Below are 15,475 nucleotides of genomic sequence, written 5' to 3'. Positions count from 1 at the left end.
CTTTTGTGGGGACAGTCCACAAAACTGCCAACTTCCGCTTCTTGCTCTTAGCGGACATTAGCATAGGCTATTTACCATAACGCCTCATTACGCGCACCGCCCAGACTGACTCAGCGCGTTTCTGGCATATCCCCGGTAAAACAAGTAACAAACCACCCGAAAATGAACACCAGAAACGCGACTTAAGAATCTACCCTATGAATGGATATGCACTCAACCGAATCGATCTTGGTTTCAATCTTTTTTATCGGGATCAGGCTTCTTTTTAGGTAACTTCGGGGGCTTAACTTGCTGATGACTTTGCGTTCGGCGCGTAAGCCAGGGATGGTCAGCTTTAGGTTTAACATAGTATTTTGAGCGTAAATCAATACGGGCATTATCCACTCGTTCATGGACACTCTTTTCATCATCCAGTGGTATAGGCTCCGGGCCATCAACATACTTTTCCCAGCCCAGCGCTTTCCCGTCATACAGAACGTTAATTTCACCGTCAAAGTTCTCGCATACAGTAACAACCGAATGCCTAAGTCGATATCCCCGGCCCTCACTGCGTACCTGAAACGCACTGCTTTTGTACTGGAAAGTGAGATTTTTAGACAGAACGCGCTTCGCCTGTAGGCTGAAGATATAACCCAGTTCCTCTTCAGAATGGTGCACATCAAGATGAGCATTATCAGTAGTACGAGGCGACGTAGCGAACCGGTTGTTATAGGCTTCAATAAAGGTCGGCAACCATGCATTTGCTGTTTCAATATCACTGATATTCTGAAGCCGCATTTCTTTGACCAGCCTGTCCTGTAGTGTCTGATTGGCGCGCTCTACCCGCCCTTTTGCCTGCGGGCTGTTGGCATGGATTGGCTCGATGCCCAGTGTCTTTATCGCACGAGTGAACTGGGTCAGCTCACCTTCCCGCTCTGGGTTATTTACCCTGAATATACTGTGTCTATCAGAGTAGAGAGCGAGCGGTACGCCATGATCATTAAGGTAACCCCGGAGGGTTTCCATGTAAGCCCGGGTTGTTTCAGCAGGCACAAAACGCAACGCCATCAACGCACTGGTGGCATCATCAATGAAAACGATCAGTGTACATCTGGGGCCTCGATTTTCAAACCAGTCATGAGGTGAGCCATCAATCTGGATCAGTTCACCGTAAGATGGTCGTCGCATGCGGCGTTGATATATACGGGCAATTTTACGACGGCGTTCACGCCATACCCCCCTCTTCTATCATCCACTTTCTGAGAGTTTCAACGGATAAAGATAAACCGTGTATCTCGCGCAATTTTTCGCACGCAAACGTAGGTCCAAAATCAGCGTAACGGCCTTTGAGGAGTGAAATTACTGTTGCTCTGAATTCAGTAGAAAAGGAATTATTAGGACGCTTTCCACGTCGGTGGGAAACCAGACCAGAAGGCCCTTCATTTCTATACCGTTGCACCAGACGTTTAACCTGCCGAATAGAAATGCCAATGCGTGCCGCAGCTTGTTCCTGAGTAATATGTCGATTAATTGACTCCTGAATAATCTGAAGTCGGTGGAGTTCCTTATGACTCATCGTAACAGTTTCTTTGGTCATGAAAAATCCCCCAGAGAATTGTCTGGGGACATTTTAGAATGGTTCAAAGGGGACATTACAGCTTGGTGTTAACAATAGCCTGCTTCTCCTTGCCTTTCGGCACGTAAGAGGCTAACCTACATGTGTCTGGCATGAAATTGGCCTCAGATTAATGTTAAGCGTCTTGCAGGACGCGTAATGTTAACTGGGGCTTTTCTCTACCTGCCGTTGGTGTTCGTGCCCGAGGCAGATAGCCTCAAGCACCCGCAGTCATTCTACTTAACTAAGATTTCCCCGCAAACCGTTTTTGTCCAGCACAGTAAATATCCAACTAAACCAATGGAGTTCGCTGTATTTACCGCCAGTATTCAATGCACATGACCGCCATGAACACCCCTAAAAAAAGGGCATTTATATATCCAAATATTAATATCAAAACATCAACTTTTTCCATATACCTTGCTGTGAAGATGATGGGCATACATGATGCGAACAACCAGAACGCAACAAACAAAAACTGCAATGCGTTTTTCATTATTCCTCCTACAATCAATGTGCAATTACATTTAAACACACCTCAATTTGGCCGGACATATAAATATCTAAACCAGAAAAAATCACTTACATAGCGTTACAAACTCTTTAGTCTAAAGGTTCATCGTAAAACATTCCCCATACTTATCAGTCCGTTCCGCGCCAGGTAGCTCATTGCCTTATCTGGCAACCTGTAATCAGGTTTCCGCTTTTTCAGTTGGCTGGTCGTTTAACCGACATAGTTAACCCATTAATCTAGTTGCCGGATGTTGGTGGATTTTCGCGTTTTAGTTGTTCATAAAAGTGCACAGCTTTAACCAATTCTTCTGATGTAACCGGGACTGGTGAGGCAGTGAATAAGGCCTGAATTTGATAGTTCGGCCTGTCGTTACAATCCTCTTTTTTCGGTACATATTTCCAGTCACCAGACCACTACTTCCCCTGAAAGTCCGTAACGCCTTTTTTCACGTAGCGATATCGCCATGTCACTGGTTTTGCTTGCCCCGCCGTTTCATGCCCTTCCTGATAATTAATCTCGCTCATTCATCGCCCCACTCATCACAATATGCTTCGACCGGAGTTTTTCCCGCTTCATAGTCATCACGCTAGGATTCGACATCAGCAGCACTTCCACCGCGTAACTCACCATAGTCCATTAATAGTTCATCCCGCTCTTCAAAACTGATGTTATATTTAGCTGAACAAAAATCAGCCACTTTGTTCTTCCTCATCGTCTTTTATTTCGTGGTATGAGTAATTGCAGTAGTTAAAGAAAATTTCTTATGCTCCGTCATGAATTTCATCAGGTGTTGCGTCATCGTCCACTTCGAATACATCCTCAAAATCTCCACCAGCTATTCCCGTTTCAGGTGATGCTGCCAACTTACTGATTTAGTGTATGATGGTGTTTTTGAGGTGCTCCAGTGGCTTCTGTTTCTATCAGCTGTCCCTCCTGTTCAGCTACTGACGGGGTGGTGCGTAACGGCAAAAGCACCGCCGGACATCAGCGCTATCTCTGCTCTCACTGCCGTAAAACATGGCAACTGCAGTTCACTTACACCGCTTCTCAACCCGGTACGCACCAGAAAATCATTGATATGGCCATGAATGGCGTTGGATGCCGGGCAACAGCCCGCATTATGGGCGTTGGCCTCAACACGATTTTACGTCACTTAAAAAACTCAGGCCGCAGTCGGTAACCTCGCGCATACAGCCGGGCAGTGACGTCATCGTCTGCGCGGAAATGGACGAACAGTGGGGCTATGTCGGGGCTAAATCGCGCCAGCGCTGGCTGTTTTACGCGTATGACAGGCTCCGGAAGACGGTTGTTGCGCACGTATTCGGTGAACGCACTATGGCGACGCTGGGGCGTCTTATGAGCCTGCTGTCACCCTTTGACGTGGTGATATGGATGACGGATGGCTGGCCGCTGTATGAATCCCGCCTGAAGGGAAAGCTGCACGTAATCAGCAAGCGATATACGCAGCGAATTGAGCGGCATAACCTGAATCTGAGGCAGCACCTGGCACGGCTGGGACGGAAGTCGCTGTCGTTCTCAAAATCGGTGGAGCTGCATGACAAAGTCATCGGGCATTATCTGAACATAAAACACTATCAATAAGTTGGAGTCATTACCCAGAACGGTATCATTTTCAGTCGGTTGACCATGTCCGGTTACGTTAGCCGCAATGGTAAAAGGTTCGATCATTACCGCATATTGATCGGCCACTGCTTCAGGAATTTTCCACGCATTTTTTGCCGGAACCACGGCATATTCACTGAAACCACCGTCAGCGTGCACACCTAATACAGCCAGTGTCGTACAAACGTTCGGTTTACCTATAGAGCACGGATAGCAATGCCCACAGCTGACCACCGGATCGACAGCAACACGTTCACCGACTCTGGCGCTTTCCACGCCTTCACCCACTGCATCAATGACGCCAAAGAATTCATGACCAATGACGCGCGGATATTTCGCAAAAGGATTATGCCCACGATAAATATGGCTATCTGAACCACAAATTCCGGCAAGTTTCACTTTTACTCGTACTTCACCCGCTGACGGGGTGGGTATTTCACGTTCGACAATCGCCAGTTGATTCGGTTTTTCAATTAATATGCTTTTCATTATCTTACTCCTTACCAGTTCCACAGCGTGCCATCTTCCAGACGTGCGACTGGTAGATAAGCAGGTTCATAGGGATATTTCGCCGCCAGCTTTTCATCGAATTCGATACCAAGACCCGGTTTGTCTCCCGGATGCATATAGCCGTTATCGAAAGTCCAGTTGTGCGGGAAGACTTCGAGCATTTGTTCGGAATAACCCATGTATTCCTGGACACCGAAATTGGGGACCCACAGATCAAAGTGCAGCGCCGCAGCCATGCAGACTGGTGACAAATCGGAAGGACCGTGTGAGCCAGTACGTACCTGATACAGCGAAGCAAAATCGGCAATCCGGCGCATACCGGTAATTCCGCCTGCATGGGTCAGCGTGGTGCGGATATAATCGATGAGTTGCTCTTCAATCAGTTGTTTGCAGTCCCAGATGCTGTTGAAGACTTCACCCACTGCGATGGGTGTGACGGTATGTTGGCGAATGAGACGGAAGCATTCCTGGTTTTCCGCAGGCGTCGGGTCTTCCATCCAGAACATGCGATAATCTTCAATGCTTTTACCAAAGCGCGCCGCTTCAATAGGCGTTAAGCGATGGTGCATGTCATGCAGCAAATGTTCATTAAAACCAAACTTGTTACGTACCGCGTCAAACAATTTCGGCATGAAATCGAGGTATTTCTCCGTCGACCACAGCTGCTCTTCCGGCCACTGTCCTTTGGTTGCGGGTTCATAAGCCAGACCTTTACCTTTCGACATGCCGTAGGTGGTTTTCATACCAGGGATTCCGCACTGCACGCGGATGGCTTTGAATCCCAGCTCCTGATGACGGGCATAATCATCCAGAGCTTCATCAATACTGTGACCGGTGGTATGGCAATAAACCATCACCCCTTCACGAGACGCGCCGCCGAGTAACTGGTAAAGCGGCATGTTGGCAGCTTTGGCTTTAATATCCCACAGCGCCATATCAACCGCTGAAATGGCCGACATCGTAACCGGACCGCGACGCCAGTAAGCACCTTTATAGAAAAACTGCCAGATATCTTCGATACGGTGCGCATCGCGACCAATAAGCTGCGGACAAAGGTGATCCTGCAAATAAGAGGCCACGGAAAGCTCACGTCCATTGAGGGTGGCATCCCCAAGGCCCGTAATACCGTCCTCAGTGGTGATTTTTAATGTGACGAAATTACGCCCCGGACAGGTAACAAAAACTTCAGCCTTTACGATCTTCATGTTCGATTCCTTGCATCGCTTGTCGTGATGCATGAAATCTACGCATCTGAGCTACTACCATACAAGTATGAAGATTGAAAAAAGCCGGAGTGATCACAAAAAAAGGCGTATATTTGCGCTGTGAATGGTTGACAAAAGATGAAATAGAATACCTTTTGTCAGCTGACACTTCCTCTTATCTTATTGATAAAATGGATTTATGTTCCTACGTGCGCCCCCAGCCCGCAACAATGATCAACATGCCGCAAAGCGCAATCAACGCACCCGTCCAGTCATAAAGAGTCAGTTTCACGCCATCCACAACGCGCAGCCACATCAACGCCGTGCAGACATAAACGCCACCATAAGCCGCGTAAACACGCCCACTCGCCGCTGGATGCAACGTTAACAACCAGACAAACAGCGCCAGTGAAATCCCCGCCGGAAGCAACAGCCAGATACTGGCGTTTCGTTTTAACCACAACCAGGGCAGAAAGCATCCAATAATTTCACACAGCGCAGTAGCAAAAAATAGTAACGTTGTTTTAATCATCTTTGTCTCTTATTGACATCATGTATAGTTATAGGGCGACATAATATCATCAATATAAACACCCTCCTGGTACGTTTTGCGTCCGCAGTGGATGGTGTAGAATCACCTTTAATCATTCATACAGGGAATGAATTATGAAAATCACTCTCAGCAAACGAATCGGCCTGCTCGCTATTCTGCTGCCTTGCGCACTGGCATTGAGCACAACTGTTCATGCCGAAACTAACAAACTGGTGATTGAGTCTGGCGACAGTGCACAAAGCCGCCAGCACGCCGCTATGGAAAAAGAGCAATGGAATGACACGCGCAATCTGCGCCAGAAAGTGAATAAACGCACTGAAAAAGAGTGGGATAAAGCCGACGCCGCTTTTGATAACCGCGATAAATGTGAGCAAAGCGCCAACATCAATGCCTACTGGGAGCCCAATACTTTGCGCTGCCTGGACCGTCGAACTGGCCGCGTTATTACCCCCTAACCTGTTATTGATTTAAGGAATGTAAGGACACGTTATGCCAAGCGCCCACAGTGTTAAGCTACGCCCGCTGGAGCGTGAAGATTTACGCTATGTACATCAACTCGACAATAACGCCAGTGTGATGCGTTACTGGTTTGAGGAACCCTACGAAGCCTTTGTTGAACTCTCTGATCTGTATGATAAGCATATTCACGATCAGAGCGAACGGCGCTTTGTGGTGGAATGTGACGGCGAAAAAGCCGGTCTGGTGGAGCTGGTGGAAATTAACCATGTTCATCGCCGCGCAGAATTTCAGATAATTATCTCCCCGGAGTATCAGGGGAAAGGTCTGGCAACCCGTGCCGCCAAATTAGCAATGGACTATGGCTTTACCGTTCTCAATCTCTATAAGCTGTATCTGATCGTTGATAAAGAGAATGAAAAAGCGATTCACATTTACCGCAAGCTTGGCTTTTCGGTTGAAGGTGAATTGATGCACGAGTTCTTTATTAATGGTCAATATCGTAATGCCATTCGCATGTGTATATTCCAGCATCAGTATCTGGCAGAGCACAAAACACCGGGTCAGACTCTCCTGAAGCCGACCGCACAATAGCATTAATAATAATCGATCGTATTTTTGATGGTGTAAACCCGTTCGACGGCGGGTTTTACTCCTTCATCAACAATGATTAGCTGACAGTCCACCGGATTAGCGTGACTGTCATATTCACAGCTCTGTTTTACATTACCAACCCGTTGATTATTCAGTAAAGTAACCGCTGTGTAATCTAATTTTTTGATCGGATCCGTTGATGGCGTGGCGCTGACAGATAATGTTTTGTCGTTACTTTTCGTGGTTTTACCCAGCGGATAACCCTGATCATCATAGCGATATTCCATCTGCATTTGTTTGCTGCTGGCTTTAATCACGAAGCCATTATCATCGGTTTCCCAACTCACCCCGGCAGAAGGTAATTCTGCTAGCTGGCATTTTCCCTGTAAACGTACTCTCTTCTCCAGCGTCTCGGCATCACGGTAATAATTGGCGTCCAGTACCAGAGCGACCACGGTATTATTTTCCAGATCCAGTAATTCGAGTGAATCAAAACAGCCTTCTTCCGACAAAGTCCCAGAAACACGTTTCGTCACTTCACCTTGCTCATCCATTAATGTCTGAGTGAAATCTTTTACCGGACCACGCAGCGGATCAAAATCGAATTCATTAGAGAAACTGGCCATCTCAGGGGTAAATGAAAGTGTTACCTCTGTGCGGTCACATCCTGTGAGGAATATCGCGAGTAAGCATGGTAGTAATTTGTATTTCACAACAGTCACCAGAGAGTAGAGATGATTCTCAATCATAGTAGCAAATACAGTACTTTACACGTTAAATGCTATGCTTAAAGAAGTTATCTTCGCGTAAGGAGCTTATGATGAAACTCTCAACCTGCTGTGCCGCGCTTCTGCTCGCCCTCGCCTCACCCGCGGTACTCGCCGCGCCGGGATCCTGTGAGCGCATACAGAGCGATATATCACAGCGCATTATCAATAATGGCGTACCCGAAAGCAGCTTCACGTTAAGTATTGTACCCAATGACCAGGTTGATCAGCCTGATTCCCAGGTCGTCGGCCATTGCGCTAATGATACGCATAAAATTCTCTATACCCGCACCACCAGCGGTAACGTCTCTGCTCCCGCGCAGTCTAGCCAGGATGGCGCGCCTGCCGAACCGCAGTAACACATTATCGACTGAACGCCGGATATGACACATCCGGCGATTTGAACATACAACATAATCCCACCATATTACTCATACCCTTCTATTGATGTGGATTAATAATTCTTAACCCAAAATGGGTAGACTCCCTCTATTGTTAGCGCGCTAAATATTCAATATATAAACATTTATATAACGATAAAGAACAGGGAGTGAGTTATGTCCAAAAATGAACGAATGGTGGGCATCAGCCGCAGAACACTCGTTAAATCTACCGCGATAGGTTCTCTGGCGCTGGCTGCAGGCGGTTTTTCTTTACCGTTCACCCTACGCAGTGCAGCGGCAGCGGTACAACAGGCCAGCGAGAAAGTGGTCTGGGGTGCCTGTTCCGTCAACTGTGGTAGCCGCTGTGCACTTCGTCTACATGTTAAAGATAATGAAGTGATCTGGGTGGAAACTGACAACACCGGCAACGACGAGTATGGCAATCATCAAGTACGCGCCTGTTTGCGCGGTCGCTCCATCCGCCGGCGTATTAATCATCCCGATCGCTTGAATTACCCAATGAAACGCGTGGGTAAACGCGGTGAAGGCAAATTCGAACGGATTAGCTGGGATGAAGCCCTGGATACTATCGCCAGTAGTCTAAAAAAAACCGTCGAACAATATGGCAATGAGGCTGTATATATTCAGTACTCTTCGGGGATTGTTGGCGGCAATATGACCCGCTCTTCGCCATCAGCCTCGGCGGTCAAACGCCTGATGAACTGCTACGGCGGTTCACTCAACCAGTATGGCTCCTACAGCACTGCGCAAATTTCCTGTGCCATGCCCTACACCTACGGCAGTAATGATGGCAACAGCACCACGGATATTGAAAACAGCAAGCTGGTCGTGATGTTTGGTAACAACCCGGCAGAAACCCGCATGAGCGGCGGTGGCATCACTTATCTTCTTGAAAAAGCGCGCGAGAAATCGAACGCCAAAATGATTGTTATCGATCCGCGATATACCGATACGGCTGCTGGTCGTGAAGATGAATGGCTTCCTATTCGCCCGGGCACCGATGCCGCGCTGGTTGCGGGTATTGCCTGGGTATTGATTAACGAAAATCTCGTTGATCAACCTTTTCTCGATAAATACTGCGTCGGCTATGACGAAAAAACCTTACCCGCAGATGCACCCAAAAATGGTCACTATAAAGCCTATATTCTTGGTGAAGGTGACGATAAAACAGCGAAAACGCCGCAGTGGGCTTCGCAAATTACCGGTATCCCGGTGGACCGTATCATCAAACTGGCGCGTGAAATTGGCACAGCAAAACCCGCTTATACCTGCCAGGGCTGGGGGCCACAACGCCAGGCAAACGGCGAGCTGACCGCACGCGCTATTGCTATGTTGCCTATTCTGACGGGCAATGTCGGCATCAGCGGCGGAAATAGTGGCGCGCGTGAATCGACCTATACCATTACCATAGAGCGCCTGCCGGTGCTGGATAATCCGGTCAAAACGTCAATTTCCTGCTTCAGCTGGACAGATGCTATCGATCATGGCCCCAAAATGACGGCAATCCGCGACGGCGTCCGGGGCAAAGATAAACTGGATGTGCCCATTAAGTTCATCTGGAACTACGCGGGAAATACCCTCGTTAATCAGCATTCTGACATCAACAAAACGCATGAAATTCTGCAGGACGAATCGAAATGCGAAATGATTGTGGTCATCGAAAACTTTATGACCTCATCGGCAAAATATGCCGACATTCTGCTGCCAGACCTGATGACCGTTGAGCAGGAAGATATTATTCCTAACGACTACGCCGGTAACATGGGATATCTCATTTTCCTCCAGCCTGTCACCAGCGAAAAATTCGAACGCAAACCGATTTACTGGATCCTGAGTGAAGTCGCGAAACGTCTTGGACCTGACGTCTATCAAAAGTTCACTGAAGGTCGCACGCAGGAACAATGGTTACAACATCTGTACGCCAAAATGCTTGCCAAAGATCCGGCGTTACCGTCTTACGACGAACTGAAAAAAATGGGTATCTATAAGCGTAAAGATCCCAATGGTCATTTTGTCGCCTACAAAGCATTTCGTGACGACCCCGAGGCAAATCCACTTAAAACACCTTCCGGTAAGATTGAAATTTATTCCAGCAAGCTGGCGGAAATTGCCCGTACCTGGGAACTGGAAAAAGATGAAGTGATAAGCCCACTGCCAGTTTATGCCTCTACCTTTGAAGGCTGGGACTCCCCTGAACGTAGAACCTTCCCACTGCAACTGTTTGGTTTCCATTACAAATCCCGTACTCACTCGACCTACGGCAACATTGATGTCCTGAAAGCAGCCTGCCGTCAGGAGGTGTGGATCAACCCTATAGATGCGCAGAAACGTGGGATTGCCAACGGCGATATGGTGCGGGTGTTTAACCATCGTGGCGAAGTTCGGCTACCAGCCAAAGTGACACCACGTATTCTCCCTGGAGTTAGCGCTATGGGCCAGGGAGCCTGGCACGAGGCCAATATGTCTGGCGATAAAATCGACCATGGCGGCTGTGTGAATACGCTAACCACTCTGCGCCCTTCACCACTGGCGAAGGGAAACCCGCAGCACACTAATCTGGTCGAGATCGAAAAAATATAACCCACTACAACCATAAATTCTGGCATGACATTTTGTTTGAAAAGCAATAAGTGAGTAATGATGAAAATCCATACCACAGAGGCGCTCATGAAGGCTGAAATCAGCCGTAGAAGTCTGATGAAAACCTCCGCACTTGGCAGTCTCGCGCTGGCAAGCAGTGCTTTCACTCTGCCATTTTCCCAAATAGTTCGGGCGGCAGAGGTTCCGGTAGAAGAGAAAGCGGTCTGGAGTTCCTGCACCGTTAACTGCGGGAGCCGCTGTCTGTTACGTTTGCATGTGAAAGATGACACCGTGTACTGGGTGGAGTCTGATACGACAGGTGACGACGTCTACGGTAATCATCAGGTTCGCGCGTGTTTACGCGGGCGCTCTATCCGCCGACGGATGAATCATCCTGATAGGTTGAAATATCCCATGAAGCGCGTCGGCAAGCGCGGTGAAGGTAAATTTGAACGGATAAGTTGGGACGAAGCCCTGGATACCATCAGTGATAATCTTCGGCGGATCCTAAAAGATTACGGCAATGAGGCTGTACATGTCCTGTACGGAACAGGTGTAGATGGCGGAAACATCACCAACTCAAACGTCCCGTACCGTCTGATGAACTCTTGCGGTGGTTTTCTCAGTCGCTATGGCAGCTACAGTACCGCACAGATCAGTGCCGCAATGAGTTATATGTTCGGTGCCAATGATGGCAACAGCCCGGATGATATCGCCAATACGAAACTGGTCGTTATGTTCGGAAATAACCCGGCAGAAACGCGGATGAGCGGCGGTGGTGTCACTTACTACGTCGAGCAAGCCCGCGAACGTTCAAACGCACGCATGATCGTCATCGATCCACGTTATAACGACACTGCTGCCGGGCGTGAAGATGAATGGCTGCCCATTCGCCCTGGCACCGATGGCGCACTGGCCTGTGCGATTGCCTGGGTACTGATTACTGAAAACATGGTCGATCAGCCATTTCTCGACAAATATTGTGTTGGTTACGATGAAAAAACGCTGCCCGCCAACGCACCACGTAACGCGCATTATAAAGCCTATATTCTGGGCGAAGGGCCTGACGGCATAGCTAAAACGCCGGAATGGGCAGCAAAAATCACCAGCATCCCGGCAGAAAAAATTATCCAGTTGGCACGAGAGATCGGTTCAGCAAAACCTGCTTATATTTGTCAGGGTTGGGGGCCACAACGACATTCCAACGGCGAGCAAACATCCCGCGCTATTGCCATGCTTTCCGTTCTCACCGGCAACGTCGGCATAAACGGCGGCAACTCAGGCGTACGCGAAGGTAGCTGGGATCTGGGGGTAGAATGGTTCCCGATGCTCGAGAATCCTGTTAAAACGCAGATTTCCGTCTTTACATGGACAGATGCCATCGACCATGGTACGGAAATGACCGCGACCCGTGATGGTGTTCGTGGAAAAGAAAAACTGGATGTCCCCATCAAGTTTTTATGGTGCTACGCCAGTAACACATTGATCAATCAACATGGCGACATCAATCACACCCATGAGGTGCTTCAGGATGACAGCAAGTGCGAGATGATTGTTGGCATTGACCACTTCATGACGGCCTCGGCTAAGTATTGCGATATCCTGTTGCCCGACCTGATGCCAACAGAGCAAGAAGACCTTATCTCTCATGAATCTGCAGGGAATATGGGCTATGTGATCCTCGCCCAACCCGCAACCTCAGCAAAATTTGAACGCAAACCCATCTACTGGATGCTGAGTGAAGTCGCCAAACGCTTAGGACCAGACGTTTATCAAACCTTTACTGAAGGTCGCAGTCAGCATGAATGGATCAAATATCTCCATGCGAAAACGAAGGAACGTAACCCTGAGATGCCCGACTACGAGGAGATGAAAACGACCGGGATCTTTAAGAAAAAATGCCCGGAAGAACACTACGTCGCTTTCCGCGCATTCCGTGAAGATCCACAGGCAAACCCGTTGAAAACACCTTCGGGGAAAATCGAAATTTATTCTGAACGACTGGCGAAGATTGCAGATACCTGGGAATTGAAAAAAGATGAAATTATTCATCCCCTTCCTGCGTATACCCCAGGTTTTGATGGCTGGGACGATCCCCTGCGGAAAACCTATCCACTGCAGTTAACGGGCTTCCATTACAAAGCGCGTACCCACTCCAGCTACGGCAATATTGATGTGTTACAGCAGGCCTGCCCACAAGAGGTGTGGATCAACCCCATTGATGCTCAGGCACGCGGTATCCGTCATGGCGATACCGTGCGGGTATTTAACAATAATGGAGAAATGCTGATTGCCGCAAAAGTGACTCCGCGTATTCTGCCTGGCGTTACCGCCATCGGGCAAGGTGCGTGGCTTAAAGCGGATATGTTTGGTGACCGGGTCGATCACGGCGGCAGTATCAATATTCTGACCTCTCACCGCCCTTCACCGCTGGCAAAGGGAAACCCGTCGCACAGCAATCTTGTCCAGATCGAAAAGGTTTAAGGAGTAGCCCATGACCACACAATATGGATTTTTTATCGATTCCAGCCGCTGTACTGGCTGTAAAACCTGCGAACTGGCGTGCAAAGATTTTAAAGATCTTGGCCCGGAAGTCAGTTTCCGCCGTATTTATGAATACGCTGGCGGCGACTGGCAGGAAGATAATGGCGTCTGGCACCAGAACGTGTTCGCTTATTATCTCTCCATCTCCTGTAACCATTGCGATGACCCCGCATGTACAAAAGTCTGCCCCAGCGGCGCAATGCATAAGCGTGAAGATGGCTTTGTGGTGGTTGATGAAGATGTTTGTATCGGCTGCCGCTACTGCCACATGGCTTGTCCGTACGGCGCGCCACAGTACAATGCTGAAAAAGGGCACATGACGAAGTGCGATGGTTGTTATTCGCGCGTCGCCGAGGGGAAACAACCCATATGTGTCGAATCCTGCCCGCTGCGTGCACTTGAGTTCGGTCCAATTGAAGAGCTGCGCCAGAAGCACGGCACTCTTGCTGCCGTCGCGCCACTGCCGCGCGCGCATTTCACAAAACCCAATATCGTTATCAAACCTAACGCCAACAGCCGCCCGACCGGCGATACCACTGGTTATCTGGCTAATCCGGAGGAAGTGTAAAATGGGAAATGGATGGCATGAGTGGCCACTGGTTATCTTTACCGTATTGGGTCAATGCGTAGTAGGCGCGCTGATTGTTAGCGGAATTGGCTGGTTCGCCGCCAAAAATGACGCAGACCGTCAGCGTATTGTCCGTGGCATGTTTTTCCTCTGGCTGTTGATGGGCGTCGGGTTTATTGCCTCTGTCATGCACCTGGGATCGCCACTGCGGGCGTTTAACTCGCTGAATCGAATCGGAGCTTCTGGTCTGAGTAACGAGATTGCTGCCGGTTCCATATTTTTTGCCGTTGGCGGATTATGGTGGCTGGTGGCAGTCATCGGTAAAATGCCGCAAGCGTTGGGGAAACTCTGGTTACTTTTCAGCATGGCGCTCGGCGTCATTTTCGTCTGGATGATGACCTGCGTGTATCAAATCGACACCGTGCCAACCTGGCATAACGGTTACACTACGCTGGCTTTCTTCCTGACGGTATTGTTGAGCGGTCCAATACTTGCTGCCGCAATTCTGCGGGCAGCTCGCGTTACATTTAATACCACACCATTTGCCATCATTAGCGTTCTGGCGCTGATCGCTTGTGCCGGGGTGATTGTGCTGCAAGGTTTGTCTCTGGCGTCTATTCACTCATCCGTGCAACAAGCCAGCGCACTGGTACCAGATTACGCCTCCTTACAGGTCTGGCGTGTGGTATTGTTATGCGCAGGTCTTGGATGCTGGCTTTGCCCGCTCATTCGTCGCCGTGAACCTCACGTTGCCGGACTTATTCTGGGGCTAATCCTCATACTTGGCGGTGAGATGATCGGGCGTGTGCTCTTTTATGGCCTGCACATGACAGTAGGAATGGCTATTGCAGGTTAACAAATTGGTGCGGGGCAACCCGCACATTTCAGGATGTTAGGAATGACCCATTTTTCACAGCAAGATAATTTTTCTGTCGCGGCGCGCGTGTTGGGCGCGCTGTTTTATTACGCTCCAGAGAGTGCGGAAGCCGCACCTCTGGTTGCGGTACTCACCAGTGACGGCTGGGAAACTCAGTGGCCTCTACCAGAAGCGTCATTAGCGCCGCTGGTGACGGCTTTTCAGACACAGTGTGAAGAGACTCACGCCCAGGCCTGGCAGCGTTTGTTTGTCGGCCCGTGGGCACTGCCGTCTCCGCCGTGGGGGTCGGTCTGGCTGGATCGCGAATCTGTGCTGTTTGGCGATTCAACATTGGCACTTCGTCAGTGGATGCGCGAGAAAGGCATTCAGTTTGAAATGAAGCAAAACGAACCGGAAGATCATTTTGGTTCACTGCTGTTGATGGCTGCGTGGTTGGCGGAGAATGGTCGCCAGACAGAATGCGAAGAATTGCTGGCATGGCACCTTTTTCCGTGGTCAACACGTTTTCTTGATGTTTTTATCGAAAAAGCAGAACACCCTTTCTACCGTGCACTGGGTGAACTGGCTCGCTTAACGCTGGCGCAATGGCAATCACAACTGTTAATTCCTGTCGCGGTTAAACCGCTGTTTCGATAGGATCACCGTAATATTGCCGGATGGTGACGATTACGCGCAATCCGGCAATA

At 49.1% G+C, this 15,475-nt stretch carries 14 protein-coding genes and 3 pseudogenes; 9 read left to right on the top strand and 8 right to left on the bottom strand.

The window, feature by feature from the left end; translation table 11 throughout:
- Positions 1–234 precede the first annotated feature (234 nt).
- From ACU8XX_RS11830 to ACU8XX_RS11815, 4 genes and pseudogenes are all read right to left on the bottom strand, one after another.
- Positions 235–384: a protein YdfW gene (locus tag ACU8XX_RS11830; protein ID WP_011443592.1), complete on the bottom strand. Its 150-nt coding sequence runs from the start codon at positions 382–384 to the stop codon at positions 235–237.
- A gap of 120 nt (positions 385–504) precedes the next feature.
- Positions 505–1,167, bottom strand: a pseudogene (locus ACU8XX_RS11825) (IS1202-like element ISEsa1 family transposase); the annotation flags it as partial.
- A gap of 37 nt (positions 1,168–1,204) precedes the next feature.
- Positions 1,205–1,576 (bottom strand): helix-turn-helix domain-containing protein, encoded by a 372-nt coding sequence (locus ACU8XX_RS11820; RefSeq protein WP_001406656.1) that lies wholly within the window; start codon positions 1,574–1,576, stop codon positions 1,205–1,207.
- Positions 1,577–2,210: 634 nt separating this feature from the next.
- Positions 2,211–2,632, bottom strand: a pseudogene (locus ACU8XX_RS11815) (hypothetical protein).
- Positions 2,633–3,012: 380 nt separating this feature from the next.
- On the opposite strand from ACU8XX_RS11815, the gene ACU8XX_RS11810 reads away from it, so the two are divergent.
- Positions 3,013–3,710 (top strand): IS1-like element IS1A family transposase gene (locus ACU8XX_RS11810; protein ID WP_103215986.1). Its coding sequence is split into 2 segments (ribosomal slippage): positions 3,013–3,262 and positions 3,262–3,710, totalling 699 coding nucleotides; the frame shifts between segments, so codons are not numbered across the junction.
- Here the strand turns inward: ACU8XX_RS11810 and ACU8XX_RS11805 are convergent.
- From ACU8XX_RS11805 to ACU8XX_RS11795, 3 genes and pseudogenes are all read right to left on the bottom strand, one after another.
- Positions 3,681–4,220, bottom strand: a pseudogene (locus ACU8XX_RS11805) (alcohol dehydrogenase catalytic domain-containing protein); the annotation flags it as partial. The gene ACU8XX_RS11810 and the pseudogene ACU8XX_RS11805 sit on opposite strands and share 30 nt — an antisense overlap.
- A gap of 11 nt (positions 4,221–4,231) precedes the next feature.
- Positions 4,232–5,446: a starvation-sensing protein RspA gene (gene rspA, locus ACU8XX_RS11800; protein ID WP_001295394.1), complete on the bottom strand. Its 1,215-nt coding sequence runs from the start codon at positions 5,444–5,446 to the stop codon at positions 4,232–4,234.
- A gap of 205 nt (positions 5,447–5,651) precedes the next feature.
- Positions 5,652–5,978, bottom strand: a complete 327-nt coding sequence (locus ACU8XX_RS11795) for a YnfA family protein (RefSeq protein ID WP_000598292.1) — start codon at positions 5,976–5,978, stop codon at positions 5,652–5,654.
- 134 nt (positions 5,979–6,112) lie between these two features.
- Between ACU8XX_RS11795 and ACU8XX_RS11790 the strand changes: the two genes are divergently transcribed.
- Both ACU8XX_RS11790 and speG read left to right on the top strand, forming a co-directional pair.
- Positions 6,113–6,454 (top strand): DUF1283 family protein, encoded by a 342-nt coding sequence (locus tag ACU8XX_RS11790; RefSeq protein ID WP_000705211.1) that lies wholly within the window; start codon positions 6,113–6,115, stop codon positions 6,452–6,454.
- A 34-nt stretch (positions 6,455–6,488) separates the two neighbouring features.
- Entirely contained in the window at positions 6,489–7,049 is a 561-nt protein-coding gene (gene speG, locus ACU8XX_RS11785; RefSeq protein ID WP_001138581.1) for a spermidine N1-acetyltransferase, read from the top strand.
- 2 nt (positions 7,050–7,051) lie between these two features.
- Here speG and ACU8XX_RS11780 read toward each other — a convergent pair whose 3' ends face one another.
- Complete coding sequence (locus ACU8XX_RS11780) at positions 7,052–7,762, bottom strand: YnfC family lipoprotein (RefSeq protein WP_001321287.1); 711 nt, start codon at positions 7,760–7,762, stop codon at positions 7,052–7,054.
- 107 nt (positions 7,763–7,869) lie between these two features.
- Between ACU8XX_RS11780 and ACU8XX_RS11775 the strand changes: the two genes are divergently transcribed.
- The 6 genes from ACU8XX_RS11775 to dmsD all read left to right on the top strand — a co-directional run bounded on the left by ACU8XX_RS11775 (position 7,870) and on the right by dmsD (position 15,425).
- Positions 7,870–8,175, top strand: coding sequence for a DUF1161 domain-containing protein (locus tag ACU8XX_RS11775; protein ID WP_001300836.1), 306 nt, complete (start codon positions 7,870–7,872; stop codon positions 8,173–8,175).
- 198 nt (positions 8,176–8,373) lie between these two features.
- Positions 8,374–10,800 carry a selenate/tellurate reductase subunit YnfE gene (gene ynfE, locus ACU8XX_RS11770; protein WP_016242148.1) on the top strand — a complete coding sequence of 809 codons (2,427 nt, stop codon included), beginning with the start codon at positions 8,374–8,376 and terminating at the stop codon, positions 10,798–10,800.
- A gap of 60 nt (positions 10,801–10,860) precedes the next feature.
- Complete coding sequence (gene ynfF, locus ACU8XX_RS11765; RefSeq protein ID WP_072217321.1) at positions 10,861–13,284, top strand: selenate/tellurate reductase subunit YnfF; 2,424 nt, start codon at positions 10,861–10,863, stop codon at positions 13,282–13,284.
- A gap of 10 nt (positions 13,285–13,294) precedes the next feature.
- The gene (gene ynfG, locus ACU8XX_RS11760; protein WP_000213028.1) at positions 13,295–13,912 is read left to right on the top strand and encodes a DMSO reductase like molybdoenzyme iron-sulfur subunit YnfG; all 618 of its coding nucleotides are present in this window, start codon (positions 13,295–13,297) and stop codon (positions 13,910–13,912) included.
- A gap of 1 nt (position 13,913) precedes the next feature.
- Complete coding sequence (gene ynfH, locus ACU8XX_RS11755) at positions 13,914–14,768, top strand: selenate reductase membrane anchor subunit YnfH (protein WP_000526503.1); 855 nt, start codon at positions 13,914–13,916, stop codon at positions 14,766–14,768.
- Positions 14,769–14,810: 42 nt separating this feature from the next.
- Positions 14,811–15,425, top strand: coding sequence for a Tat proofreading chaperone DmsD (gene dmsD / locus ACU8XX_RS11750; protein ID WP_000148710.1), 615 nt, complete (start codon positions 14,811–14,813; stop codon positions 15,423–15,425).
- The last annotated feature ends 50 nt before the right edge of the window (positions 15,426–15,475 follow it).

This window comes from Escherichia sp. MAL-1, from assembly GCF_052948035.1.
The sequence above is the reverse complement of the archived record's forward strand: the minus strand, read 5'-3'. Positions and strand labels throughout refer to the sequence as shown.

Excerpts from the sequence above, each read along its gene's own strand:
- ynfH (WP_000526503.1), top strand. The coding sequence starts at position 13,914 with ATGGGAAATGGATGGCATGAGTGGCCACTGGTTATCTTTACCGTATTG.
- ynfE (WP_016242148.1), top strand. The coding sequence starts at position 8,374 with ATGTCCAAAAATGAACGAATGGTGGGCATCAGCCGCAGAACACTCGTT.
- rspA (WP_001295394.1), bottom strand. The coding sequence starts at position 5,446 with ATGAAGATCGTAAAGGCTGAAGTTTTTGTTACCTGTCCGGGGCGTAAT.
- ACU8XX_RS11820 (WP_001406656.1), bottom strand. The coding sequence starts at position 1,576 with ATGACCAAAGAAACTGTTACGATGAGTCATAAGGAACTCCACCGACTT.
- dmsD (WP_000148710.1), top strand. The coding sequence starts at position 14,811 with ATGACCCATTTTTCACAGCAAGATAATTTTTCTGTCGCGGCGCGCGTG.
- ACU8XX_RS11775 (WP_001300836.1), top strand. The coding sequence starts at position 7,870 with ATGAAACTCTCAACCTGCTGTGCCGCGCTTCTGCTCGCCCTCGCCTCA.
- ynfG (WP_000213028.1), top strand. The coding sequence starts at position 13,295 with ATGACCACACAATATGGATTTTTTATCGATTCCAGCCGCTGTACTGGC.
- ACU8XX_RS11795 (WP_000598292.1), bottom strand. The coding sequence starts at position 5,978 with ATGATTAAAACAACGTTACTATTTTTTGCTACTGCGCTGTGTGAAATT.
- ACU8XX_RS11790 (WP_000705211.1), top strand. The coding sequence starts at position 6,113 with ATGAAAATCACTCTCAGCAAACGAATCGGCCTGCTCGCTATTCTGCTG.
- speG (WP_001138581.1), top strand. The coding sequence starts at position 6,489 with ATGCCAAGCGCCCACAGTGTTAAGCTACGCCCGCTGGAGCGTGAAGAT.
- ynfF (WP_072217321.1), top strand. The coding sequence starts at position 10,861 with ATGAAAATCCATACCACAGAGGCGCTCATGAAGGCTGAAATCAGCCGT.